Origin of the sequence: Amaricoccus sp. (assembly GCF_017995835.1) — a bacterium.
Lineage (GTDB): Bacteria > Pseudomonadota > Alphaproteobacteria > Rhodobacterales > Rhodobacteraceae > Amaricoccus.
Genome location: NZ_JAGOID010000006.1, coordinates 1 through 22,705 on the forward strand (window position 1 = coordinate 1; position 22,705 = coordinate 22,705).

Here is a 22,705-nt window from a genome sequence, read left to right on the forward strand (position 1 = left end):
ATGCACGACGTATGCACAACGCATATGCCAAGCAAAAGAGTCGGAATTGAATCGCTAATGCCGACGCGAGGCATTCAGGCGGAGGCCGTATGACCCCAGCCCGGCGCCCGGACACACCGGGCGCCGGTTTCGCGCGCGCTGGCGCGGGCGGCTCGCCGCCGACCCGTCAGAAATGACGCCTACCGCGGCAGGCCCGCGGCGACCAGCAGGGCCACATAGGCCTCGGCGAGCGCGGGCGATCCGAAGGGGAGCGCCGCCCCCGCCTGCGCGGCGCGATGCTCCGGCAGGAGCTCCAGCAGCCGCGCCGCCGCCTCGCGGGCCGCGGCGGCGTCGCCGAGGCCCGCGGCGGCGGCGGCCATGATCCGGTGGCCGGCAGGATAGTCGGGCTTCAGCGTGGCGAGGCGGCGCCCGGCGGCGAGGGCCCGCTCGAACCGGCCCGACAGCACCGCCGCCACGCCCTCGGCGTTGATCCAGATGCCGGAGCGCGGATCGAACGGGCTGAGCCGGGCGGCCCGGTCGACCGATTCCAGCGCCGCCTCCGCCTCGCCCGCGAAGGCGAGCGCCAGCGCCAGCGTGCCATGGGCGAGCGCCGAAGCCGGCTCCGCCTCCACCGCCCGGCGCAGCTCGGCGAGGGCGCCGGCGTGGTCGCGCGCCATCAGCCGGCAGCAGCCATAGGCGAGCAGCGCCCAGGAATCCGCCGGCGCCAGCGCCAGCGCCCGGGAGGCGGCCACCTGCGCCCGCGCCCCCGAGGCGGCCGGGTCCGGCGTCCAGCCGAAGGTGATGTCCCAGAGATGCGTCAGCGCCAGCGCGGCGTGGCTGCGTCCCGCGCCCGGCTCGGCCGCGATCGCGGCCTCGATCAGCGCCCGGGCCTCGGCGTTGGCCGCGCCGCTCGGGCCGGCGAGCAGGGTCTGGGCGCGGATGAAGAGCTGCCAGGCGGTGGCCTCGGACGGCGCGGCGCGCGTCGCGCGTTCGAGCTCCGCCCCGATCAGGCCGGGATGGATCGCCTGCACCAGCTCGGCGCCGATCTCGTCGAGCAGCGTGAAGACGTTGTCGATCGTCCGGTCGAGCCGCGCCGCCGCCACTTGCCGCCCGCTCGCGGCCTCGATCAGCCGGGCATGGACCCGAACCTCCCTTCCGTGGCGCAGCACGCTGCCCTCGACGAGATAGGCGACGCCGAGCGCCGCGGCGATGGCGCCGGGGTCGAGCCCGCGTCCGTGCAGCGCCATGACGGAGTCCCGGGCGATCACCGGAAACCAGCGGAAGCGCCCGAGGCTCGCGATCAGCTCCTCGGCGATCCCCTGGGCCAGCACCGGATCCGGCGGCGAACCGCGGTCGAGAAAGGGCAGCACCGCGATCGCCGGCCCGTCCGCCCCGGTCGGCGGGCGCGGGGCCGGGGCGGGCGCGCCCTCGGCCTCGACCTCCACGGCGCCGCGGAACCGGAAGCCGCGGCCGTGCAGCGTCTCGATCAGCCGCTGCGCCTGCCCGTCGTCGCCGACCGCCCGACGCGCCGCCTTGATCCGGCTGCTCAGCGCCGCGTCCGAGACGATCCGGCCCTTCCAGACCTCCGCCAGGATCGCGTCCCGCGTCACCAGCCGGTCGCGGTTCTCGACGAGCATGATCAGCAGCTCGAGCACCTGCGGCTCGACCGCGACCCGTGCGCCGTCGCGGTGAAGCTCCATGCGGCCGGTGTCGAGCACGCATCCCGCGAAGCCGTAGCGCATCCCCGGGTCCCCTCCCCTCGCCCGCGGCGGCCCGACGAATCCACGAGCCCTCCATGAATTCTCCACGGCGCCGCCAAGCATGACGAGGGCGACCCGAGCTATCAACCCGCCGTGCCGCAGACGCGGCCCCATTCGAGAACGCGAGACCGACACCATGGCAATCCTCAACGGCACCAACCTCGCCGACATCCTGAACGGCACGAGCCTCGCCGACACCATCTTCGGCAACGGCGGCAACGACATCCTGCGCGGCAACGGCGGCGACGACCTGATCCGCGCCGGCGGCGGCAACGACATCCTCGAAGGCGGCGCCGGGAACGATCGGCTGTTCGCCGAGACGGGCGACAACTCGCTGTTCGGCGGCGACGGATCCGACATCCTCGTCAGCGGCTCGGGCTCTGACATGCTGAACGGCGGGTCGGGCGTCGACGCCGCGAGCTTCGAGACCGCGACGACCCGGGTCTTCGCCAACCTCGCCGCCGGCCGCGCCACGGTCGGCGCGGTCGAGGATATCCTGGTGCGGATCGAGAACCTGATCGGCGGCGGTTTCGCCGACGTGCTGACCGGCGACGAGGGCGTCAACGAGCTTTTCGGCGCGGCGGGCGACGACGTGCTGTCCGGCAATGGCGGCAACGACTTCCTGTCGGCCGGGACCGGCAACGACCGCCTGTTCGGCGGCGAGGGCAGCGACCGGTTGCGCGGCGACGTCGGCGACGATGTGCTCGACGGCGGCGCGGGCTTCAACGAGCTGCGCGGCGAAAGCGGCCTCGACACCGTCGACTATTCCGGCGCGGTCGGCCCCCTCGATCTCGACCTGACGAGCGGCGGCCTGACCGGCGACCGGCTCGACTCGCTCTTCGACATCGAGAGCGCGATCGGCACCGGGTTCGGCGACAGGATGGGCGGCAGCAACTTCGGCAACCGGCTCGACGGCGGCGCCGGCGCCGACCGGATCGAGGCCTTCGGCGGCAACGACGCGCTGGTCGGCGGGATCGGGAACGACACGCTCGACGGCGGGACCGGGAACGACGTCCTCGACGGCGACGCCGGGGCGGATCTGTTCGTGTTCACCGCCTCCGACGTCACCGGCATCGGCCGCCGGCCCTTCGACTCGGGCGACGACCGGATCGCCGACTTCGAGCGCGCCGAGGGCGACCGCATCGACCTGCGCGGCCACTTCGAGGCGACGACCTTCACCGACCTCCGCGCCGGCGCGAGCCAGTTCGGCGCCGACACCGTGCTGACCCTCGGCGATGACACGATCCGCCTCGAAGACGTCACGCTCGGCGAGCTCAGCGCCTCGATGTTCCTGTTCTGATCTTCTCTCACGGAGACCACGCCATGAAGATCCGAGCCCTTTCCCTCCTCGCACTCCTCGCACGCCGCCGGCGGGCGCCGCCCCCTTTGCTGCTCTCCGACCACCTGCGTCGCGACATCGGCCTCGACCCCCTCAAGCCGAGGTCGCCGCAGTTCGACCGGGCGCGCCTCGACCTGCCGCTGTGACGTCCGGGCCCGACCGCCACGGTCGGGCCCGATCCCGCAATCCGCTTCGCAAGGAACAAGACCATGCTCGACGCGAACCGCATTCCCTACGGCCTCGTGGAGGCCATGTCCTTTCCGCTGGTCGAGGCGATCCGCGGCCGCCGCTCGCGGCGCTTCGCCAGGGGCGCGACCATCCCCGACGGCCCGCTCGCCTTCGCCTCGCGCCACGCGCCCGAGCCGCTCGACCCGCGCGAGCAGGCGCTGCTTCTCGCCACGGTCGCCGGCAACACCGGCTGGGCCGAGCTCTTCGCCCACCACCCGCGCTACGGCGGGAGGCTGCCGAACTACACCACCTCGCCGGGCGGGCGCAGCTTTCCGTCCTCGGCCGGGTTCAACACCTCGGAGTTCTTCTTCACCGACGACAGCGGCGTCTACTTCCTGCCGACCCGCGACATGACGCCCGCGGGCGAGGCCGGCGACCTGAACGACTGGGTCGAACGGCACCGCGCCCGCATCGTCAAGCTCGCGGACGGCAGGCTGGCCCTGCCCGCGGAGGAGCCGCATGTCGAGGGCCACAACACCTGGTGCGCCAATGTGCCCGGCTCGACGCTGATCTTCCCGGTCGCCGACCTCGCCCAGCACGTGATCCTGCTCCTGTTCTACCTCGTGCAGAACGGCACCGGCATCTACGACGACATCAACGGCCGGCCGATCCCGGGGCTCGACGCCTATGCGCACCGGCTCGACCTGTCGGTCGCCGCGCCGCTGCGGTTCCTGGAGCAGATCGCGCTGACCGACGTCTCGGTGGAGCTCGGATCGGCCTGCCATACCGGCGCGCTGATGTTGCAGGCTCTGGGGCTCGGCGGCTGGATGTATACCGGCATCAACGCCTTCAGCGTGTTCGGCGCCAGCGGCGACCCGAAGGTGCCGGGCCTCGGCTTCCGCTTCGAGATGCTGGAGGGCGACCCGCTGCCGCATGTCACCGGCCTGCCCGGCGTCTTCGAGGCGCATGTGCCGCCGCATCACGCGGACATGCGCGCGGCGGTGGAGGCGGCGGCAGCGCGCAAGTTCGGCGCGGGCCGGCCTTTCGACCCGAAGCTCGGCGGCCCCTACCGCGACAACGCCGACGTCCGGGCCGGAGCCGCGCCGATCGACGCCGAGGCGGTGGAGATCACGGCCCTGATGGCGGAGTACGTCTTCCGCACCTTCGGCCGCTTCCCCGCAACAGTGCCGCCGGTGTTCCTGAAGATGTATCTCCAGGCCCACCGGCTCGACACCGAGTTCTACGACCGCCACCACGTCGAAGGCGGCTACCTGCACACCCACGCGAGCCACGACGCGAACTGGGGGTGACGGGGTTGCAGGGGCAGACGCCGCGCGGCGTCTGCCCTCTTTTCGCGCCCGCTAGAAGCTGTTGCGCTCGTGATAGGTGCGCAGGAACCCCTGGATACGGGCGTCCTGCGGCTGGTGCAGGATGCGGTCGGGGACGTCGACGGCGACGAGTTCGCCCTTCTCCATGAAGGCGACCCGGTCGGCGACGTGGGCGGCGAAGCCCATCTCGTGGGTGACGACGACCATGGTCATGCCCTCGGCGGCGAGCGCCTTCATCACGTTCAGCACCTCGCCGACGAGTTCGGGATCGAGCGCCGAGGTCGGCTCGTCGAAGAGCATCAGCTTCGGCTCCATGGCGATGGCGCGGGCGATCGCCACGCGCTGCTGCTGGCCGCCGGAGAGGCGCGAGGGGTGGTTGCCCATCTTGTCGGCGAGCCCGACCTTCTTCAGCGCCTCGGCGGCGCGGGCCTCGGCGTCGGCCTTGCCCATGCCGCGGACCCGCTGGAGACCCTCCACGACGTTGCCGAGCGCGGTCATGTGCGGCCAGAGGTTGAACTGCTGGAACACCATGCCGATGCTGCGGCGCATGGCGCGCAGCTCGCGGCCCGACATCCTGGCGCCGCCGGGCGTCTTGTAGCCGATGAGCTGGCCGTCGATGCGGATCTCGCCCGAGTCGTATTCCTCGAGGAAGTTGATGCAGCGGAGCAGCGTCGACTTGCCCGAACCGGAGGGGCCGATCAGGCAGGTGACCTTGCCGGGCAGGATCGACAGGTCGATGTTCCTGAGCGCGTGGAAGGTGCCGAAGTGCTTGTCGAGGTTGCGGATCTCGACGGAGGAGGCTTCAACCATCTCAGGGCCTTTCGGTCAGGTGGCGGGTGACGCTGGCCTCGATCCGGCGGCCGAAGCGGGAGATGAGCTCGACGAGTCCCCAGAAGAACAGCGCCAGCACGAGGTTGCCTTCGAGGAAGCGGAAGGTCTCGGTGGACATCCGCTGCACCTGGTACATGAGTTCCGGCACGGTGATGATCGACAGGATCACCGTCTCCTTGGTGAGGATGATCGAGAAGTTGACGAGCGCGGGCAACGCCGAGACGAGGCCGAGCGGCAGCAGGATGCGGCGCACGATCGCCGGTTCGGCCATGCCGATGGCGCGGGCGGCCTCGATCTGGCCGTGCGGGACGGCGCGGAAGCCCGAGCGGAAGATCTCGGCGAAGTAGGGGCTGCCGTAGAGCGTCAGGCCGAGGATGCCGGCGGGCAGCGCGTCGAGGCGCAGGCCGATCATCGGGCCGCCGTAGTAGAGCACGAAGAGCTGCACCAGGAACGGCGTGCCGCGAATGATCTCGATGTAGACTTGGATGAGCCAGCGGACCGGCTTCGATCCGTAGCGCTGGGCGAGCGCGATCAGGAGCCCGAGCGCCATTCCGAAGAGCGTGCCGAGAAGCCAGGCGAGGACGGTGAGCGCGAAGCCCCGGAGCAGCATGGGGCCGTACTGGACGAAGATCGAGAGGTCGAAGTCCATCAGATCGCCATCCTGTGCTCGAGGTAGCGGCCGACGCCCGCAAGGACGAGGTTGATCATCAGGTAGACGCAGGCGGCGGCGATGTAGACCTCGAGCGGCCGGTAGGTCGTCGCGGCCTCCGCCTGACTGGCGCGGGTGATCTCCATGATGCCGACCACCGAGACGAGCGACGACGCCTTGACGAGCAGGATCAGCTCGTTGACCAGCGCCGGCAGCGACAGGCTGACCGCCTGCGGCAGGATCACCCGGGTCCAGACGTCGGTGGGATTCATGCCGATGGCGACCGCGGATTCGGTCTGGCCGCGGGGCAGCGCGGCGATGGCGCCGCGCCAGATCTCGGAGATGTAGGCGCTGGCGCAGACGCCGACGGTCACGACCGCCGCGACCAGCGCCGGCACGTCGATGCCGATCACCGGCAGCAGGTAGTAGAACAGCAGGAGCTGCACGAGCAGCGGCACCCCGCGCAGGAAGCTGACCCAGATCGCGGCGAACCGTCTCAGCGCGGGAATGGGCGAAAGGCGCGCGGCGCAGATCAGCGCGCCGATGACGAGCCCGAGGCCGATGCCGAGGACGGAAACCAGGAGCGTATAGCGAGCCGCCCAGAGCAGGGGCCCGAAGCTGTCGAAGAAGGCGGCGATGGAGAACATGCGCGCTCCAGTGCGGGGATACGTGGGAGAGGTGCAGGACGGGGCGCGCTGCGCGCCCCGCCCGCATCGGGGACGTCAGCTGGCCGGCACTTCGCGGGGCAGCTCGGTGTAGGAGCCGAGCCATTTCTCCTGGATCGCCTTGATGCGGCCGTCGTCGGTCATCTTCAGGATCGCGGCGTTGATCGCCTCGGCGAGGCTGGCGCTGTCCTCGCCCTTGCGCAGCACCCAGGCGAAGTACTTCGGATCGCCGAAGGTGGCGGGCTCGAGCAACGCGAAGACGTCGCCGCGCTCCTTGACCAGGTAGGAGAGGTTGGGCAGGGAGCCCGCCACGGCGTCGAGGCGACCGGCGACGACGTCGGCATAGGCCTCGTCGGTCGTGCCGTATTCCTTGACGTCGGCGCCGCCGATCTTCTCGGCGAAGGCCTGGAGCTGGCGGAACTGTGCGGTGCCCTGCTGGACGCCGACGGTCTTGCCCTTGATGTCCTCCGGCTTGACGATGCCGTCGTTGGCGGCCGCCTTCACGAGGCCCACCGTCGCGTTGGCGATCGGCAGGGAGAAGGTGTAGCGCTCCAGCCGCTCGGGGGTGATCGTGACCGGCGCGATCACGATGTCGAACTTGCCGACCTCGAGGCCCGGAAGCTCCGCCGTCCAGGGAATGTCCTGATAGACCGGCTCGACGCCGAGCTCCTTGGCCACCTCGTCGAAGAGGTCCTTGGTCATGCCCTGATAGACGCCGCCGATCAGCATGTCGAAGGGCGCATAGTGCATGTCGGTGGCGGTCACGATCTTGCCTGCCGCCTTGACGTCGGCGAGCTGGTCCGCCGCCGCGCCGCCGGCGGCGAGGCCAAAGGCGGCGAAGCCGAAGAGCGCCGCCCCGACGGTGTTTCTGATGTTCATTTCGTTCTCCTTGTCGGACTAGAGTTGGTGGTCGTTCCCTCGTTCAGAGGATGCCGGGCAGCTTCAGCCCGTATTCGCGCGCGCAGTCGAGCGCGATGTCGTAGCCTGCATCGGCGTGGCGCATGACGCCGGTGGCGGGGTCGTTCCAGAGCACGCGGGCGAGGCGGGCGTCGGCGTCGGCGCTGCCGTCGCAGCAGATCACCATGCCGGAATGCTGCGAAAAGCCCATGCCGACGCCGCCGCCGTGGTGGAGCGACACCCAGGTGGCGCCCGAGGCGGTGTTGAGGAGCGCGTTCAGAAGCGGCCAGTCGGAGACCGCGTCGGATCCGTCCTGCATCGCCTCAGTCTCGCGGTTGGGCGAGGCGACCGAGCCGCTGTCGAGGTGGTCGCGGCCGATGACGATGGGGGCGCTAAGCTCGCCGGTCCGCACCATCTCGTTGAAGGCGAGGCCGAGCTTGTGCCGCAGCCCGAGGCCGACCCAGCAGATCCGCGCCGGCAGGCCCTGGAAGGCGATGCGCTCGCGCGCCATATCGAGCCAGTTGTGCAGGTGCGGGTCGTTGACCAGTTCCTTCACCTTGGCGTCGGTCTTGTAGATGTCCTCGGGGTCGCCGGAGAGCGCGGCCCAACGGAACGGGCCGATGCCGCGGCAGAACAGCGGCCGGATATAGGCCGGCACGAAGCCCGGGAAGGCGAAGGCGTTCTCGAGCCCTTCCTCGAACGCCATCTGTCGGATGTTGTTGCCGTAGTCGACGGTCGGGATGCCCATCTCGTGGAAGGCGACCATCGCCTCGACCTGCACCTTCATGCTGGCGCGGGCGGCGCGTTCAACGCCCTTGCGGTCGGTCTCCTGGCGCGCGCGCCAGTCGCCGACGCTCCAGCCGGCCGGCAGGTAGCCGTGCACGGGGTCGTGGGCGCTGGTCTGGTCGGTGACGATGTCGGGACGGACGCCGCGGCGCACGAGTTCGGGGAAGACCTCGGCCGCGTTGCCGATCAGCGCGACCGACTTCGCCTCGCCGGCCTTGGTCCAGCGCTCGATCATGGCGAGCGCCTCGTCGAGGCTGTCGGTCTTCTCGTCGACATAGCGGGTGCGCAGGCGGAAGTCGGCGCGGGTCTCGTCGCATTCGACCGCGAGGCAGGAGGCGCCGGCCATCACCGCGGCGAGCGGCTGGGCGCCGCCCATGCCGCCGAGCCCGGCGGTCAGGATCCACTTGCCCTTGAGGCTGCCGCCATAGTGCTGGCGCCCGGCCTCGACGAAGGTCTCGTAGGTGCCCTGCACGATGCCCTGCGAGCCGATGTAGATCCAGGAGCCGGCGGTCATCTGGCCGTACATGGCCAGGCCCTTCTTGTCCAACTCGTTGAAATGGTCCCAGGTCGCCCAGTGCGGCACGAGGTTCGAGTTGGCGATCAGCACCCGCGGCGCGTCCTTGTGGGTGCGGAAGACGCCGACCGGCTTGCCCGACTGCACGAGCAGCGTCTCATCGGCCTCGAGCCCCTTCAGCGTATCGACGATCAGGTCGAAGTCCTTCCAGGTCCGCGCCGCCCGGCCGATGCCGCCGTAGACGACGAGCTCGTGCGGGTTCTCGGCGACGTCCGGGTGCAGGTTGTTCATCAGCATCCGCATCGGCGCCTCGGTCAGCCAGCTCTTGGCGGTGATCTCGGATCCCGTGGGCGGGAAGACGTCGCGGATGTTGTGGCGGGGATTGGTCATTGTCGTTCCTCCCTCGGGGTCAGGCCAGAAGCTGTGCCGAAATGATGCTGCGCTGGATCTCGCTCGATCCCTCGTAGATCCGCATGATCCGGAGGTCGCGGACGATCCGCTCGACCGGGAAGTCGCGGGTGTAGCCGTAGCCGCCGAGAAGCTGGAGCGCGGTGTCGGCGATGCGGCCGGCCGCCTCGGAGGCGTGGAGCTTCGCCATCGACGCGGCGAGCGAGAAGCGCCCGCCCCCCTTGTGCGCGGCGTCGCGCTGGCGGGCGGCGTCCTGCGCAAGCAGCCGCGCCGACTGGAAGGCGAGGCCCATGTCGGCGATCATGAAGCGGATCGCCTGGCGGTCGGTCAGGGGCTGGCCGCCGATGACGCGATCCTTCGCATAGGCGATGGCGGTGGCCATCGCGGCTTCCGCGAGGCCGAGGCATTGGGCGGCGACCTCGATCCGGCCGTTGTCGAGCACCTGCATGGCGGTCTTGAACCCCTGCCCCTCGACGCCGCCCAGCAGCGCGTCTTCCGGCAGATGGCAGTCGAGGCCGAGGGTGAAGACATGCCCGCCCTTGAGGCCCATCGTGCGCTCGGGGGCGCCGGCGGAGAGGCCGGGCGTGCCCTTCGGGACGATGAAGGCGGAGATGCCGCGATGCGCGCGTGCCGGATCGGTGACGGCATAGACGACGAGGAAATCGGCGACGGCGCCGTTGGAGATGAAGCACTTGGCGCCTTCGAGGCGCCAGCCGCCACCCTCGCGCCGCGCGCGGGTCTTCATGTCGGCGGGGTCGGAACCGGCGGTCGGCTCGGTCAGGGCGAAGGCGCCGAGTGCGCGGCCCTCGGCGGCGCCGGGCAGCAGCGCCTGCTTCTGCGCCTCGGTTCCGCCGATCAGGATCGAGTCGGTGGCGAGATAATGCGCGGTCAGCGCCGAGGCGGTGGAGCCGCAGGCCCCGGCGACGATCGCCACGGCGCGCAGCAGCGCCGGGGCGGAGATGCCGCCGCCGCCGTATTCCTCGGGCAGGTTCGCGCCCATCATGCCCGCGCCGCCCAGCGTCGCGAGCTGGTCGTGGACGAAGCGCGCGGTCTCGTCGGTCTCGGCGGCGCGTGGTGCGATCCGCTCGGCGCAGAGGCGTTCGAGCACGTCGCAGAAGAGCCGCTCCTCCTCGGAGAGCATGTGCCAGGGGTCGGTCATGCGCAGGTCTCCAGGCCGAGGGATTTGAGGATCGCGGCCCGGTCGCCGCCGAGCCGCGGAGCCGAGGTCGCCGCGACCGGCTTCGCGCCGTCGAAGCGCACCGGCTGGCCGACGACCGGCGCGGAGCCGAGGACCGGATGCGCCAGCCCTGTCACCAGCCCGCGGGCGGCGGAGTGCGCGCTGGCGGCGGCCTGCGCGATGTCCCGGATCGGCGCGGTCGGCAGGCCCTCGGCGGCGAGGGCGGCGACGGCCTCCTCGGTGGTCAGGCGGCCGGACCAGGCCTCGATGACCGCGCGGATCTCGGGCTCGTGCGCGGTGCGGCTCTCGTCGGTGGCGAAGCGCGGGTCGTCGGCGATCTCGGGGCGGCCGATCAGCGCGGCGAGGCGCTGGAACTGCTTGCCGTTCAGGACCGCGATCACCACCTGGCCGTCGCTGGTCGCGAAACAGCCGAACGGGGTCGAGAGCGGATGCCGGTTGCCGACCCGCGACGGCGCCACGCCGGCGTAGAGGTGCAGCGCGTGGCTCGTCGTCAGCATCGAGAAGAGCGCGTCGTACATGGCGACGTCGAGCGTCGCCCCCTCGCCGGTGGCGCCCCGCCGCACCAGAGCGGCGAGGATCGACCAGCTCGCGAACAGGCCGGCGATCAGGTCGGCGACGCTCTCGCCCGCCTTGAGCGGCGCGCCGCCTTCCTCGCCGGTCGCCGCCATCAGCCCCGACATCGCCTGCACCACGAGGTCGTAGGCGGGCAGGTCGCGGAACGGCCCTTCCTGGCCGAAGCCGGAGATCGAGCAGTAGATCAGCCGCGGGTTCTCGGCGCGCAGCGCCTCGGCGCCGAGGCCGAGGCGGGCGGCGACGCCGGGGCGGAAGTTCTCGACGACGACATCGACGCGCGCGGCGATCGCCCGCGCCAGCGCGAGGTCGGCCGGATCCTTCAGGTCGAGCACGAGGCTCCGCTTGCCGCGGTTGTTGAGGGTGAAGAGCGCGCTTTCGCCATCCTTGAACGGGCCGATGTGGCGGTAGTCGTCCCCTTGCGGCGGCTCGATCTTGATGATCTCCGCCCCGAGGTCGGCGAGAAGCGCGGTGCAGTAGGGGCCGGCGAGGACGCGGGACAAATCGAGGACGCGGATGCCGCTCAAGGGTCCGCTCATGCCGACGTCCTCAGGCCGGGCGCAAGTGCCGCGAGCGCGCGCAGGATTTCGCCGAGCGGCTGGCGCAGCGCGGCGGCCCTGGCCTCGTCATAGGCGAAGGGCGGCGTCTCGGTGGCGAGATGCGTCGATTGCGCCAGCTCCATCTGGATCGCATGGACGCCGGTCTCGGGCCGGCCGTAGTGGCGCGTGGTCCAGCCGCCCTTGAAGCGGCCGTTGACCGCCATCGTCCGGCCGGTGGCGCCGCAGACGCCGCGCACGGTCTCCTCGACGCGCGGGTCACAGGTCGCGCCGTTGTTGGTGCCGATGTTGAAATCCGGCAGCGTCCCCTCGAACAGGAACGGGATATGGCTGCGGATCGAGTGGCAGTCGTAGAGGATGGCGACGCCGTGCCTCACCCGCACCCGCTCGACCTCGGCGGCGAGCGCGGCGTGGTAGGGGGCGTGAAAGGCCGCCCGACGCTCGGCGACGTCGGCGGCGCCGGGCGCGTCGGTCCAGATCGGCTCGCCGTCGAAATCGGTCAGCGGCACGAGGCCGGTGGTGTTCTGTCCCGGATAGAGGCTGGCGTCGTCCGGGCCGCGGTTCGCGTCGATCACATAGCGGTGGAAGGTCGCGCGCACCGTCGTAGCCCCGGGCAGCAGGCCGTCATAGAGCCGCTCGATATGCCAGTCGGTATCGGCGAGCACACGGCCGCGGTCGTTCAGCCTGGCGCGGATGGCGTCTGGCAGCCATGTGCCGGTATGCGGCAGGCCGAGGATGACCGGGCCATCACCTTGAACCACTTCCACCGGGATCATGGCCGGACCTCGGCGAGAAGCGCCGCGGGCAGCGCGCCGACCAGCGCGTCGCTGCGCACGAGTTCCGCGGCCTTCGCCAGATCGGGCGCGAGATAGCGGTCCTGCTCCAGCGCGGGAATGTCGGCGCGAAGCCGGGCGATCACCGCGGCGAGCGGGGCCGAGGTCGCGAGCGGCGCGCGGAACTCGACGCCGGCGGCGGCGCACATCGCCTCGATGCCGACGATCTGGGCGAGGTTGGCGTTCATCCGGCGCAGCCGCCGCGCGCCATGGGCGGCCATGCTGACATGGTCCTCCTGATTGGCGCTGGTCGGGGTCGAGTCGGTCGAGCAGGGCGTGGCGAGGTGCTTGTTCTCGCTCATCAGCGCGGCGGAGGTGACTTCGGCGATCATCAGCCCGGAGTTCAGGCCGGGGTCGGGGGTCAGGAACGGCGGCAGATCGTGGCTGAGCGCCGGATCGACCATCAGCGCGATGCGGCGCTGCGAGATCGAGCCGATCTCGGCAATGGCGAGCGCGATCTGGTCGGCGGCGAAGGCGACCGGCTCGGCGTGGAAGTTGCCGCCCGAGACGATCTCGTCGACATCGGTCAGCACCAGCGGGTTGTCGGTCGCGGCGTTCGCCTCGATCTCCAGCGTGCGCCCGACCTGCCAGAGCAGATCGAGGCAGGCGCCCGTCACCTGCGGCTGGCAGCGGATGCAGTAGGGATCCTGCACCCTTGTGTCGCCCTCGCGGTGGCTCTCGCGGATCACCGAGCCGGCGAGCAGGCCGCGGATCACGCTCGCGGCGAGGATCTGGCCGCGATGGCCGCGCAGCCGGTGGATCTCGTCGTAGAGCGGCGCGGTAGAGCCCATGATAGCGTCGGTCGAGATCGCCGAGACGACGAGCGCGGCGCGCGCCGCGCGGAAGGCGTCGAAGAGCCCGGCGAGCGCGAAGGCGGTCGAGACCTGGGTGCCGTTGATGAGCGCGAGGCCCTCCTTCGCCGCCAGCACAACCGGGGCGAGGCCGGCGGCGGCGAGCGCCTCGGCGGCCGGCATCTCGCGGCCCTCGAAATTGGCGCGGCCCTCGCCGAGCATGGCGGCGGCCATATGTGCGAGCGGCGCGAGGTCGCCCGAGGCGCCGACCGAGCCCTGCGACGGGATGACGGGCAGCACGCCCTTGGCGAGCATCCCTTCGATCAGCGCGATCACCTCGGGGCGGACGCCGGAGGCGCCGCGGCCGAGCGAGAGCAGCTTCAGCGCGAGGATCAGGCGCACCGTCTCGGGTTCGACCGGCTCGCCGACGCCGCAGCAATGCGACAGGATCAGGTTGCGTTGCAGCGTCGCGGTGTCCTTGGCCGCGATCTTGATCGAGGCGAGCTTGCCGAAGCCGGTGTTGACGCCGTAGACGGCCTTGTCGCCCTGGGCCGCGGCGGCGATGCGGGCGGCGGCGGCGGCGACGGGGCCGCGGGCGCTCTCGTCGAGGCGCACGGCGAGGCCGTCGCGCCAGATCCGCTCCAGTTCCGCGAGGGTGGCGCGGCCGGGGGTCAGGACGATCTCAGACAAATTCACCTCCGAAGACGCGGGCATGGAGCGGGTTGAAGCCGATGCGGTAGCTGAGCTCGGCCGGCGAGGCGGCGTCCCAGATCGCGAGATCGGCGCGCTGGCCGGGGCCGAGCGTGCCGCGATCGCGGAGGCCCAGCGCGCGGGCGGCGTTGCGGGTGACGCCGGCGAGGCATTCGGCCGGGGTCATGCGAAAGAGCGTCGCGCCCATGTTCATGGTCAGGAGCAGCGAGGTCAGCGGCGAGGTGCCGGGGTTGCAGTCGGTGGCGAGCGCGATCGGCACGCCCGCGTCGCGCAGGCCCTGCACCGGCGGCAGCCTGGTCTCGCGCAGCGTGTAGAAGGCGCCGGGCAGCAGCACCGCTACGGTTCCCGCCTCCGCCATCGCGTCGATGCCGTCCTGGCCGAGCCATTCCAGATGGTCGGCCGACAGCGCCCCGTGGCGGGCGGCCAGCGCGGCGCCGCCAAGGTCGGAGAGTTGCTCGGCGTGCAGCTTCACCGGCAGGCCGAGCGTCGCCGCGTGGTCGAACACGCGGCCGATCTCGTCCGGAGAGAAGGCGATTCCCTCGCAAAAGCCGTCGACCGCGTCGATCAGCCCCTCGCCATGGGCCTTGTCCATGCCGGCGATCGCCACGTCGCGGATATAGGCCGCGCGGTCGTCGCGATATTCCGGCGGCAGCGCATGGGCGGCGAGCCAGGTCGTCGCCACCGTGACCGGCCGCTCGCGGCCGATGGCGCGGGCGACGCGCAGCATCTTGCATTCGTTTTCGATGTCGAGACCGTAGCCCGACTTGATCTCCAGCGTGGTGACGCCTTCGGCGATGAGCGTGTCGACCCGCGGCAGCGCCGCGGCGAGCAGCGCCGCCTCGTCGGCGGCGCGGGTGGCGCGCACGCTCGACAGGATGCCGCCCCCGGCGCGGGCGATCTCCTCGTAGCCCGCCCCTTCGAGGCGCATCTCGAACTCGCGCGCGCGGTCGCCGCCGAAGACGATATGCGTGTGGCAGTCGACCAGCCCCGGCGTGACCAGCCGCCCGCCAAGATCGCGACGTGGCGCGGCGGCGAACTCCGCCGGCAGGTCGCGCTGCGGGCCGACCCAGGCGATGCGGTCCCCGTCAAGCGCCAGCGCGCCCGCCTCGACGAGGTCGTAACCGCCTGATTCAACGCCGATCTTCGCGATCGTGGCATTGGCGAGAACCTGCATCCGCTCCCCTCCGGCTGCGTGTTCGGGTTGATTATGTCTAGATGTATTTTTCTATTATGTCTAGACTTATTTTGCTGTATGACGGAAGGGTCAAGGAGGAGGCGACGATGACGGTGCTCTGGGCGGAACGGGCCTTGCTGCCCGAGGGTTGGGCGGAAAACGTGCGGGTCGAGGTCGCGCCGGATGGACGGATCGCCGCGGTCGCGCCCGGCGCCGCGCCCGAGGGCGAGCGAATCGACCTGCTGCTTCCGGCGATGGCCAATGTGCATTCGCACGCGTTCCAGCGGGCGATGGCCGGGCTCTCCGAGGCGCGCGGGCCGCAGCCGCGCGACACGTTCTGGACCTGGCGGCAGATCATGTACCGCTTCCTCGATCACCTGACCCCGGACGACGTCGAAGCGATCGCCGCTCTGGTGCAGATGGAGATGCTCGAGGCCGGTTACGCCACGAATGTCGAGTTCCATTACCTCCACCACCGCCCCGACGGCCAAGCCTATGACGACCTCGCCGAGATGTCCGCGCGCATCGCCGCTGCGGCGCAGCGCACCGGCATCGGCCTGACGCTCCTGCCCGTTCACTACCAGTTCGGCGGCCTCGACCGCCGCCCGCTCGGCCCCGGCCAGCGACGCTTCGGCACCGATCCCGACGGCTTCGTCCGCCTGCTCGACGCCGCCGAGGCGGCGCTCGGCGACCTGCCTGCCGATGCCGGCATCGGCGTCGCGCCGCATTCGCTGCGCGCGGTCAGCCCCGAGGCGCTCGCCATGTGCGCGGGGCTGAGGCCCGGGCGGCCGCTGCACATGCACCTTGCCGAGCAAATCCCCGAGATCGAGGAGGTCGTCGCCGCAACCGGCCGGCGCCCGGTCGAATGGCTGCTCGACCACCATGCCCCCGACCGGCGCTGGACGCTGATCCACCTCACCCACATGACCGAGGACGAGACCCGCCGCCTCGCGGCGACCGGCGCGGCCGCCGGCCTCTGCCCGATCACAGAATCGAGCCTCGGCGACGGCATCTTCAACGGCACGATCTGGAAGGACGCCGGCGGGCGGCTCGGCTTCGGGTCGGACAGCAACATCCGCATCGCGCTCGGCGAGGAACTGCGCACGCTCGAATACAGCCAGCGCCTGCGCGACACCGGCCGCGCCATCCTCGCCGAGCCCGGGCGCTCGACGGGCCGCGTGCTCTACGAGGCCGGCCTCGACGGCGGCGCCACCGCCGCCGGCCGCGATACCGGCGCGATCCGGGCGGGACTCTGGGCCGATCTCTGCGCGCTGTCGGTCGCCAACCCGGTGCTGGCCGGGCGCGAGGGCGACGAGTTGCTCGACAGCCTGATCTTCGCCGGCGGCGACGGACTGGTGCGCGACGTCTGGGCGGCCGGGCGCCACGTCGTCCGCGACGGGCGGCACAGCGACCATGACCGGATCACGGCCGACTATGTGGCCTGCGTCGGGCGACTGCGGGAACGGATGTGACCGACCGGCGCGCCGGCCCGACCTCCTCCAAGGTGCAGGGCATCGCCGCCGAAGTGCGCCGCCGCATCGTCGAGCGCGAATGGCGTCAGGGCGATCGCATCCCCGACGAGGCTGACCTCGCGATTGAGTTCGACGCGGCGCGCGCGACGGTCAACAAGGCGTTGCAGCTCCTGGCCGACGAAGGGCTTCTCGACCGCCGTCGCCGGGCAGGCACCCGCGTCGCGGTCGACCCGGTGCGCAAGGCGACCTTCACGATCTCGCTCGTGCGCGAGCAGGTCGAGCACGCCGGCATGGACTACAGTCACCGCGTGGTGGCGCAGCGACGCAGCCCGATCCCGGCGGATATCGCGGAGCGGCTCGGCCTGCCGGAGGGCGAGGTGCTCGTCCACATGAGGACGGTGCACTACGGGGACGGCCGGCCGTTCCAGCTCGAGGACCGCTGGATCAACCCGCGCGCGGCGCCGGGGCTGGATCGCCTCGACTTCTGGCAGTTGAATGCCAACGAGTGGCTGGTGCGCAACATTCCCTATCTGCGGGCCGATTTTGCCTTCGCGGCCGAGAACGCCAACCGCCGCGACGCGCGGCTCCTGCGGACCGAGCCCGGGCGGGCGCTGCTGATCTTGCACCGCACCACCTGGAACGATATCGGGCCGATCACCACGGTCCGGCTGGCGTTCCGCCCGGGCCACCGCGTGGGCGCGGAGAATGGTCGGAGCGACAGCCAATGAACCCGCCGCCTTCGCCGATGATCCGGGCCTTGTCGCGAGCCACGCATCGCCGCAGGATGACGAGCGTCGACGGGAGCCTTCAAGGGGACGCTGGGGCATGACCGAACCGGGAGTCTTCCGCCGTGCGGACCGGGCGTTCCGCCCCTGGAAGAACGGCGGCGGCGAGACCGCCGAGATCGTGGCCGCGCCGCCGGGCGCGGATTTCGAGAGCTTCGACTGGCGGATCAGCACCGCCATCGTCGCCGCCTCCGGGCCGTTCTCCGCCTTTCCCGGGGTGGACCGCGTGCTGACGGTGCTGGAGGGCGACGCGATGATCCTGTCCCTCGACGGGCAGGAGCACAGGCTCGATGCGACGAGCGAGCCCCTCGCATTTCCCGGCGACACACCCGCCTCCGCGCGGCTGGAGGGCGGGGCGCTGCTCGATTTCAACGTGATGACGCGCCGCCCGCTGCGAGCGACGGTGACGCGCGGTCCGCTCGCGCCCGGCGGCCGGGGCGCGAACGAGCGCGCGCGGCTCGCGTTGCTGCTCGAGGACCGGGCCGGGCTCGCGCGGCTCGATCTCGTCGACCTCGGAGCCGCCGCGCCTTCGCTCGTCGCTTCGCTGGCGGGAGCCCGGTCCCTCGACGTCCGCATCGCCGGCTGAGCGCCGCATTCGGCCGGCGGGGAGGCGCGACCTGAGCCGGCGGGCACTTCCTACCGGGCGCCCCCCTGCCCGCCCCCGCCGGCTATTCTTTCGCGGACCCGTCGCCCGCCGCCCCGTGCGCTCTTCGGCCCCGCCGTCGCGGCGCTGCGGGGGTCGCCAGACCCTCGCGCAGAACCGTCGTCATCGGGTGGTCGGGGGCCTCGCCTGCATAGAGATCGAGCAGCCGGGCGATCTCGGCGGGTCCGGCCGTCGGCTGTCCGAGCGCCCAGTCGAGCAGGATCGACCGGCATTCCGCCGGCCCGATCGCCATCCGGTAGGCCTCCCGGATCAGCCCCCGCGGGTCGGCCTCGGCTGCGCGCCGCGCCGTGTCGTCGCTTTCCGTCATGCGAATATCCCCGTCCCCGCCGTCATCGCGGCGTCGAGGGCCTCTCGCGCGCCATAGGGCCCGTTCGCGATGGCGAGCCCCGAGCCGGTCATGCCGCGCGACGGCGGATGGCGGAACGTCACCTCGTTCACGAGCGGGCGCAGCGGCGCGATCCCGGCGAGAAGCTCCGCGTGCCGGCCCGCCGGCAGAACCGGATACCAGATCATGATCGCCGCCTGCGGCCACTTCGCCGCCAGCCGGAGCGCGAAGCGCGCCGCATCGGCATACTCCGTCTTCACCTCGTAGGACGGATCCACCAGCACCAGCCCGCGCCGCGGCGACAACGGCGCGAGCGCCAGCAGCCGCTCGAAGCCCTCGCGGTGATGAATCGAGGCCCCCGACCCCGCCATGGTCTCGTGCAGCGCCGCGTGCTCGGCCGGGTGCAGCTCCATCAGGGTCATCCGGTCCTGCGGCCGCAGGAACGCCCAGGCGATCACCGGCGAGCCCGGATAGAACCGCGGCCCGAACTCGGCGCGCACCATGGCGAGCGCCTCGCCGTAGGGGCTCGCAGGGTCGGCCTCCGCCTGCCCTATTCCCGCCGCCGCCTCGCCGGTCCTTGCCGCCTCCGGCCCGTCGAGGTCGTAAAGCCCGCGTCCGGCATGCGTCTCGGCGTAGCTGATCCCCCGTCCCTTGCGCGTCAGGAGCGCCAGCATCGCGGCCAGCGCCGCATGCTTGTGGACGTCGGCCGGCCCCCCCGCGTGATAGGCATGCTGGTAGGACAACATCGCGCCCGGATAGCCGAAGCCGGCCCCGAAGACCAGCCGGCCGCGACTTTCCGAGGCATGGCGGAGGGTCTATGCTGGCCCGGATCGCCGCGGAGGGCCGGGCTTGGGCCACGGACATCACCACCACCATCACCACCACGTCGATCCCGACGCGGGCGACCGTCGCGTCGCCGCCGCCGTGGCGATCAACCTCGGCCTTACGGTCGTGCAGGTTCTCGGCGGCATCCTCGCCGGCAGCCTCGCGCTGATCGCGGACGCGCTCCACAACTTCTCCGACGCGATCTCGCTGATCATCGCCTACGCGGCCCGCCGGATCGCGCGCCGACCGGCCGACCCGGCGATGACCTTCGGCTACGGTCGCGCCGAGGTCGTGGCCGCGCTGATCAACTACACCACGCTGATCGTCGTCGGCCTGTACCTCACCGCGGAGGCCGTCGGGCGGCTCCTGATCCCGCAGGGCGTCGACGGCTGGCTCGTCGTCGTGATCGCCGGCGTCGCCCTGGCGGTGGACCTCGCCACCGCGGCGCTGACCTGGACGATGTCGAAGACCAGCATGAACATCCGCGCCGCCTTCCTGCACAACGTGGCCGACGCGCTCGGCTCGGTGGCGGTCATCCTCGCGGGCACGGCGATCCTGCTCTGGGACTGGCGTCTCGCCGACCCAATCGTAACGCTCGCGATCGCCGGCTACATCCTGTGGATGGCCCTCTCCGAGATCGGCGGGGTGATCCGCATCCTGATGCTCGGCAGCCCGCCTGAACTCGACGCGGCCGGAGTGGCGGTCTCGCTCGCCGAGGTCGAAGGGGTGCGCGAGGCCCACCACCTGCATCTCTGGCAGATGCAGGAGCACGCGGCGGCGCTGGAGGCGCATCTGGTGGTCGAGGCGGGCCGCTGGGTGGACGCCGACGCCATCAAGGTTCGCGCCAAGACGATGCTGCGCGACCGCTACGGTATCGCCCACGCCACGCTGGAACTCGAATGCGCCCGGCATGCCTGCGGCGACGTCATGGCGATCGGTCACGCGGAGCCCGCGCGCTGACGCCGCCCCGGACGCGGGTCAGGCTTTCCTCACGCCTGCGCCCGCGCGGCGTCGAGCGCCTCGTCGAACGCCGCGAGCGTCGCCTCGAGCGCGAGCAGGATCGAGGCGTGACGGTTCTTGTAGTCCCGCGCCGGCAGCAGCACCTCGAGCCCGTCGAAGGGCGCGTCGGGAACCGGCCCGCCCGCCTTCAGCATCGCCGAGAGCTGGTCGCGCGCCGTGGCGATCTCCGCGCGCGTCCGCCCGATCGCGTTCGCGCCCACCACCGCCGCCGCGGCCTGGCCGAGCGCGCAGGCCTTCACGTCCTGCCCGAAATCGGCGATCCGCCCGTCCGCGAGCGTCAGGTCCACCGTCACCGTCGAGCCGCAGAGCGGCGAGCGGCGCTTCGCGCTCACCTGCGGCGCCGCCAGCCGCGCGGCATGGGGAATGTCGGCGGCCAGCGCCAGGATGCGCTGCGAATAGAGCTTGATCAGGTCGTTCTCGCCGCTCATCCGGACGTCCTATGCAAGGCGGTCTTCCCCGCATAGATAACGCGCCAGCCGCCCGTCGCAAAGGGGAGCCCCCATATGGACAACAGCCCCCCCGTCTTCGACCCCGCCACGCTCGCCTGGGATGCGCGTGGCCTTCTGCCCGCCATCGCCCAGTCCACCGACGGCGAGGTGCTGATGCTCGCCTGGATGAACGCCGCGAGCCTTGGCGAGACCCTGCGGACCGGCCGCGTCACCTACTGGTCGCGCTCGCGCGGTGCGCTCTGGCGCAAGGGCGAGACTTCGGGCCATGTCCAGCGGCTGGTCGAGCTGCGCATCGACTGCGACCGCGACGCGCTGCTGCTGATCGTCGAGCAGACCGGTCCGGCTTGCCACACCAACCGCCGCTCGTGCTTTTTCACGGCCTTGCGCGACGGGGTTGAAGTGACGATCGCCGCGCCGGTCTCATAGTCCGACCATCGCCCGCACCTCCGCGGGCGTCACGCCGTCGGCCCGGAGCGTGGCGAGGGCGCGGGCGTCGTCGCGTTTGGCGAGGCGGCGGCCGGCTTCGTCGCGGACGAGACGGTGGTGCAGCCAGACCGGCGTCGGCAGGTCGAGGAGGGCCTGGAGGAGGCGATGGAGCGGGGTGACGGGGCGGAGATCCTCGCCGCGGACGACGTGGGTGATCGCCTGCGCCGCGTCGTCAACGACGACCGCCAAATGGTAGGAAACACCGAGATCTTTTCGCGCCAGCACCGGGTCGCCGAGCTCGGCGGCGAGGCGGGGGTCGAGCCGCCGGGCGCCGGCGTGCCAGGGGCCGACCTCATGCCAGGCGAGGGGGCCGGCCTGGGCGAGGGCGGCGCGGAGGTCGAGGCGGAGCGCGGCGCCTGCCTCGGGCAGGAGCTTCCCGCGGCAAGTGCCTGGATAGATTGGGCCTTCCGCGCCTTCCTGCGGGGCGGAGAGGGCGATGTCGCGGCGGGTGCAGCGGCAGGCGTAGAGGAGGCCGAGGGCGCGCAGGCGGTCGAGGGCGGCGGCGTAGGCGGGGGCGCGGGCGGACTGGCGCAGCGGCGGCTCGGGCCAGGTCAGGCCGAGCCAGCGAAGATCCTCGACGAGGCCGGCCTCGAATTCCGGGCGGCAGCGACCGCGGTCAATGTCTTCTATTCGCAGGAGAAATTCGCCGCGCTCGGCGCGCGCCAGATCGGCGGCGACAAGCGCGGAGAAGGCGTGGCCGAGATGGAGGCGCCCCGTCGGGGAAGGGGCGAAACGGGTGCGCAAGTCAGCGTCCGGCGTGGTTGATGGCGATCAGGTAGGGCGGCCGGGCCCCGGGCGCAAGCGGCGGGAATTCGGCCCTCGCCGTAATCGGTTGGAGCGGCCGGAAGGCGGATGGAATCAGGCCCGCCACTTCTTGGCGAGAGGTTAACCCTCGCTTCGCGATCCCGGCGCCGTCTCCCGGCCCCGCCGGTCAGCCCTGGCGGGCGCGGACCAGGTCGGCGAGGTGGGCGAGGTCGGGATCCTCGATGCCGAGGGCGGCGAGGCTCGCGATGGTGTTGGTCAGGTATTCGACGTTCGGACCCATCGGCCCGACGGCGCGGGCGATCACCGCGGCCTGCTCGTCCAGCCCGAGCCCGCCGGCGTATTGCGGGTGGTCGCGGTTGGTCACGTAGGCGAGCGCCTCCACCTCGCGGCCGTCGTCGAGCCGCACCGGCAGGCGCATCTCGTCGTAGGCGTAGGAGACAAGCTCGCGCTCGCGCAGGTAGGCCACCACCGCCTCGGCCCGCTCCGCCTCGACCCGGTAGGCGAGCCCGGCGCAGCGCCCGCCCGGTTCGACGTCGAGCGCGAGGACGAGGCCGGGCGTCTCGGGCGTGCCGCGATAGTGCATCGAGGTCATGCAGAAGGCCCGCCGGTAGCCCTCGAGGGTCGCCGGGCGGCGCTCGGCGAAGTCGAAGCCCGGCCGCCAGAGCAGCGAGCCGTAGGCGAAGACCCAGACGCTGTCGGGCATGTCCCGCTGTCTCCTCTTCCGGGGGGCTTGCGCTCGGCCCGGACGTCGGCGAG

Annotated in this window: 24 protein-coding genes; 8 read left to right on the top strand and 16 right to left on the bottom strand. The window is 71.7% G+C overall.

Translation table 11 applies throughout. The features are described 5' to 3' along the window. Positions 1–179 precede the first annotated feature (179 nt). A complete protein-coding gene (locus tag KBA23_RS01890; protein WP_290736114.1) occupies positions 180–1,721 on the bottom strand; it encodes a winged helix-turn-helix domain-containing protein in 1,542 nt (513 codons plus the stop codon). A 154-nt stretch (positions 1,722–1,875) separates the two neighbouring features. On the opposite strand from KBA23_RS01890, the gene KBA23_RS01895 reads away from it, so the two are divergent. The 3 genes from KBA23_RS01895 (at position 1,876) to KBA23_RS01905 (ending at position 4,556) form a co-directional block, all read left to right on the top strand. Next, positions 1,876–3,039, top strand: coding sequence for a calcium-binding protein (locus tag KBA23_RS01895; protein ID WP_290736119.1), 1,164 nt, complete (start codon positions 1,876–1,878; stop codon positions 3,037–3,039). Positions 3,040–3,062: 23 nt separating this feature from the next. Then, positions 3,063–3,224: a hypothetical protein gene (locus KBA23_RS01900; protein WP_290736124.1), complete on the top strand. Its 162-nt coding sequence runs from the start codon at positions 3,063–3,065 to the stop codon at positions 3,222–3,224. A 63-nt stretch (positions 3,225–3,287) separates the two neighbouring features. Continuing rightward, positions 3,288–4,556 carry a hypothetical protein gene (locus tag KBA23_RS01905; protein ID WP_290736127.1) on the top strand — a complete coding sequence of 423 codons (1,269 nt, stop codon included), beginning with the start codon at positions 3,288–3,290 and terminating at the stop codon, positions 4,554–4,556. 51 nt (positions 4,557–4,607) lie between these two features. Here KBA23_RS01905 and KBA23_RS01910 read toward each other — a convergent pair whose 3' ends face one another. The 10 genes from KBA23_RS01910 to hutI all read right to left on the bottom strand — a co-directional run bounded on the left by KBA23_RS01910 (position 4,608) and on the right by hutI (position 15,158). After that, the gene (locus KBA23_RS01910) at positions 4,608–5,384 is read right to left on the bottom strand and encodes an amino acid ABC transporter ATP-binding protein (protein WP_290736130.1); all 777 of its coding nucleotides are present in this window, start codon (positions 5,382–5,384) and stop codon (positions 4,608–4,610) included. A gap of 1 nt (position 5,385) precedes the next feature. Beyond that, the gene (locus KBA23_RS01915) at positions 5,386–6,054 is read right to left on the bottom strand and encodes an amino acid ABC transporter permease (protein ID WP_290736133.1); all 669 of its coding nucleotides are present in this window, start codon (positions 6,052–6,054) and stop codon (positions 5,386–5,388) included. After that, positions 6,054–6,701, bottom strand: coding sequence for an amino acid ABC transporter permease (locus KBA23_RS01920; RefSeq protein WP_290736135.1), 648 nt, complete (start codon positions 6,699–6,701; stop codon positions 6,054–6,056). The genes KBA23_RS01915 and KBA23_RS01920 overlap by 1 nt, the downstream gene beginning before the upstream one ends. 75 nt (positions 6,702–6,776) lie before the next feature. Next, positions 6,777–7,598 (bottom strand): transporter substrate-binding domain-containing protein, encoded by an 822-nt coding sequence (locus KBA23_RS01925; protein ID WP_290736138.1) that lies wholly within the window; start codon positions 7,596–7,598, stop codon positions 6,777–6,779. Between the two features lie 43 nt (positions 7,599–7,641). Then, a complete protein-coding gene (gene hutU, locus KBA23_RS01930; protein ID WP_290736141.1) occupies positions 7,642–9,306 on the bottom strand; it encodes a urocanate hydratase in 1,665 nt (554 codons plus the stop codon). A gap of 19 nt (positions 9,307–9,325) precedes the next feature. Next, a complete protein-coding gene (locus KBA23_RS01935) occupies positions 9,326–10,483 on the bottom strand; it encodes an acyl-CoA dehydrogenase family protein (protein ID WP_290736144.1) in 1,158 nt (385 codons plus the stop codon). Then, on the bottom strand, positions 10,480–11,631 hold the full coding sequence (locus KBA23_RS01940) for a CoA transferase (protein WP_290736146.1): 1,152 nt from the start codon (positions 11,629–11,631) through the stop codon (positions 10,480–10,482). Before KBA23_RS01940 ends, KBA23_RS01935 begins: the two co-directional genes overlap by 4 nt. Then, positions 11,628–12,425, bottom strand: a complete 798-nt coding sequence (hutG, locus tag KBA23_RS01945) for an N-formylglutamate deformylase (protein WP_290736149.1) — start codon at positions 12,423–12,425, stop codon at positions 11,628–11,630. The genes KBA23_RS01940 and hutG overlap by 4 nt, the downstream gene beginning before the upstream one ends. Beyond that, positions 12,422–13,987 (bottom strand): histidine ammonia-lyase, encoded by a 1,566-nt coding sequence (hutH, locus tag KBA23_RS01950; protein ID WP_290736152.1) that lies wholly within the window; start codon positions 13,985–13,987, stop codon positions 12,422–12,424. The genes hutG and hutH overlap by 4 nt, the downstream gene beginning before the upstream one ends. Beyond that, complete coding sequence (gene hutI / locus KBA23_RS01955) at positions 13,956–15,158, bottom strand: imidazolonepropionase (protein ID WP_290736155.1); 1,203 nt, start codon at positions 15,156–15,158, stop codon at positions 13,956–13,958. Before hutI ends, hutH begins: the two co-directional genes overlap by 32 nt. A gap of 107 nt (positions 15,159–15,265) precedes the next feature. Here hutI and KBA23_RS01960 point away from each other — a divergent pair, with 107 nt between their 5' ends. The 3 genes from KBA23_RS01960 to KBA23_RS01970 all read left to right on the top strand — a co-directional run bounded on the left by KBA23_RS01960 (position 15,266) and on the right by KBA23_RS01970 (position 18,001). Then, positions 15,266–16,630, top strand: coding sequence for a formimidoylglutamate deiminase (locus KBA23_RS01960; protein ID WP_290736158.1), 1,365 nt, complete (start codon positions 15,266–15,268; stop codon positions 16,628–16,630). After that, positions 16,627–17,358 carry a GntR family transcriptional regulator gene (locus KBA23_RS01965; protein ID WP_290736161.1) on the top strand — a complete coding sequence of 244 codons (732 nt, stop codon included), beginning with the start codon at positions 16,627–16,629 and terminating at the stop codon, positions 17,356–17,358. The genes KBA23_RS01960 and KBA23_RS01965 overlap by 4 nt, the downstream gene beginning before the upstream one ends. A 97-nt stretch (positions 17,359–17,455) precedes the next feature. Further along, positions 17,456–18,001 (top strand): HutD family protein, encoded by a 546-nt coding sequence (locus KBA23_RS01970; protein WP_290736165.1) that lies wholly within the window; start codon positions 17,456–17,458, stop codon positions 17,999–18,001. Between the two features lie 82 nt (positions 18,002–18,083). On the opposite strand, the gene KBA23_RS01975 is transcribed toward KBA23_RS01970, so the two are convergent. Next, a complete protein-coding gene (locus KBA23_RS01975; protein ID WP_290736167.1) occupies positions 18,084–18,386 on the bottom strand; it encodes a hypothetical protein in 303 nt (100 codons plus the stop codon). After that, positions 18,383–19,150 carry a 23S rRNA (adenine(2030)-N(6))-methyltransferase RlmJ gene (rlmJ, locus tag KBA23_RS01980; RefSeq protein ID WP_290736169.1) on the bottom strand — a complete coding sequence of 256 codons (768 nt, stop codon included), beginning with the start codon at positions 19,148–19,150 and terminating at the stop codon, positions 18,383–18,385. Before rlmJ ends, KBA23_RS01975 begins: the two co-directional genes overlap by 4 nt. Positions 19,151–19,253: 103 nt before the next feature. On the opposite strand from rlmJ, the gene KBA23_RS01985 reads away from it, so the two are divergent. Further along, positions 19,254–20,189, top strand: coding sequence for a cation diffusion facilitator family transporter (locus KBA23_RS01985; protein ID WP_290736172.1), 936 nt, complete (start codon positions 19,254–19,256; stop codon positions 20,187–20,189). A gap of 29 nt (positions 20,190–20,218) precedes the next feature. Here KBA23_RS01985 and KBA23_RS01990 read toward each other — a convergent pair whose 3' ends face one another. Then, on the bottom strand, positions 20,219–20,677 hold the full coding sequence (locus KBA23_RS01990) for an iron-sulfur cluster assembly scaffold protein (RefSeq protein WP_290736175.1): 459 nt from the start codon (positions 20,675–20,677) through the stop codon (positions 20,219–20,221). A gap of 75 nt (positions 20,678–20,752) precedes the next feature. Between KBA23_RS01990 and hisI the strand changes: the two genes are divergently transcribed. Then, positions 20,753–21,124 carry a phosphoribosyl-AMP cyclohydrolase gene (gene hisI / locus KBA23_RS01995; protein WP_290736178.1) on the top strand — a complete coding sequence of 124 codons (372 nt, stop codon included), beginning with the start codon at positions 20,753–20,755 and terminating at the stop codon, positions 21,122–21,124. Here hisI and gluQRS read toward each other — a convergent pair. Both gluQRS and KBA23_RS02005 read right to left on the bottom strand, forming a co-directional pair. Beyond that, complete coding sequence (gluQRS, locus tag KBA23_RS02000; RefSeq protein WP_290736181.1) at positions 21,119–21,928, bottom strand: tRNA glutamyl-Q(34) synthetase GluQRS; 810 nt, start codon at positions 21,926–21,928, stop codon at positions 21,119–21,121. The genes hisI and gluQRS overlap by 6 nt on opposite strands. 187 nt (positions 21,929–22,115) lie before the next feature. Then, the gene (locus KBA23_RS02005; protein WP_290736184.1) at positions 22,116–22,652 is read right to left on the bottom strand and encodes a gamma-glutamylcyclotransferase; all 537 of its coding nucleotides are present in this window, start codon (positions 22,650–22,652) and stop codon (positions 22,116–22,118) included. Positions 22,653–22,705: the final 53 nt, after the last annotated feature.

Coding starts and splice junctions, on each gene's coding strand:
- KBA23_RS01900 (WP_290736124.1), top strand. CDS start 3,063: ATGAAGATCCGAGCCCTTTCCCTCCTCGCACTCCTCGCACGCCGCCGG.
- hutH (WP_290736152.1), bottom strand. CDS start 13,987: ATGCCCGCGTCTTCGGAGGTGAATTTGTCTGAGATCGTCCTGACCCCC.
- KBA23_RS01890 (WP_290736114.1), bottom strand. CDS start 1,721: ATGCGCTACGGCTTCGCGGGATGCGTGCTCGACACCGGCCGCATGGAG.
- KBA23_RS02005 (WP_290736184.1), bottom strand. CDS start 22,652: ATGCCCGACAGCGTCTGGGTCTTCGCCTACGGCTCGCTGCTCTGGCGG.
- KBA23_RS01935 (WP_290736144.1), bottom strand. CDS start 10,483: ATGACCGACCCCTGGCACATGCTCTCCGAGGAGGAGCGGCTCTTCTGC.
- KBA23_RS01975 (WP_290736167.1), bottom strand. CDS start 18,386: ATGACGGAAAGCGACGACACGGCGCGGCGCGCAGCCGAGGCCGACCCG.
- hisI (WP_290736178.1), top strand. CDS start 20,753: ATGGACAACAGCCCCCCCGTCTTCGACCCCGCCACGCTCGCCTGGGAT.
- rlmJ (WP_290736169.1), bottom strand. CDS start 19,150: ATGTTGTCCTACCAGCATGCCTATCACGCGGGGGGGCCGGCCGACGTC.
- KBA23_RS01910 (WP_290736130.1), bottom strand. CDS start 5,384: ATGGTTGAAGCCTCCTCCGTCGAGATCCGCAACCTCGACAAGCACTTC.
- hutU (WP_290736141.1), bottom strand. CDS start 9,306: ATGACCAATCCCCGCCACAACATCCGCGACGTCTTCCCGCCCACGGGA.
- KBA23_RS01905 (WP_290736127.1), top strand. CDS start 3,288: ATGCTCGACGCGAACCGCATTCCCTACGGCCTCGTGGAGGCCATGTCC.
- KBA23_RS01970 (WP_290736165.1), top strand. CDS start 17,456: ATGACCGAACCGGGAGTCTTCCGCCGTGCGGACCGGGCGTTCCGCCCC.
- KBA23_RS01915 (WP_290736133.1), bottom strand. CDS start 6,054: ATGGACTTCGACCTCTCGATCTTCGTCCAGTACGGCCCCATGCTGCTC.
- hutG (WP_290736149.1), bottom strand. CDS start 12,425: ATGATCCCGGTGGAAGTGGTTCAAGGTGATGGCCCGGTCATCCTCGGC.
- KBA23_RS01960 (WP_290736158.1), top strand. CDS start 15,266: ATGACGGTGCTCTGGGCGGAACGGGCCTTGCTGCCCGAGGGTTGGGCG.
- KBA23_RS01940 (WP_290736146.1), bottom strand. CDS start 11,631: ATGAGCGGACCCTTGAGCGGCATCCGCGTCCTCGATTTGTCCCGCGTC.
- KBA23_RS01895 (WP_290736119.1), top strand. CDS start 1,876: ATGGCAATCCTCAACGGCACCAACCTCGCCGACATCCTGAACGGCACG.
- KBA23_RS01925 (WP_290736138.1), bottom strand. CDS start 7,598: ATGAACATCAGAAACACCGTCGGGGCGGCGCTCTTCGGCTTCGCCGCC.
- hutI (WP_290736155.1), bottom strand. CDS start 15,158: ATGCAGGTTCTCGCCAATGCCACGATCGCGAAGATCGGCGTTGAATCA.
- KBA23_RS01920 (WP_290736135.1), bottom strand. CDS start 6,701: ATGTTCTCCATCGCCGCCTTCTTCGACAGCTTCGGGCCCCTGCTCTGG.
- KBA23_RS01990 (WP_290736175.1), bottom strand. CDS start 20,677: ATGAGCGGCGAGAACGACCTGATCAAGCTCTATTCGCAGCGCATCCTG.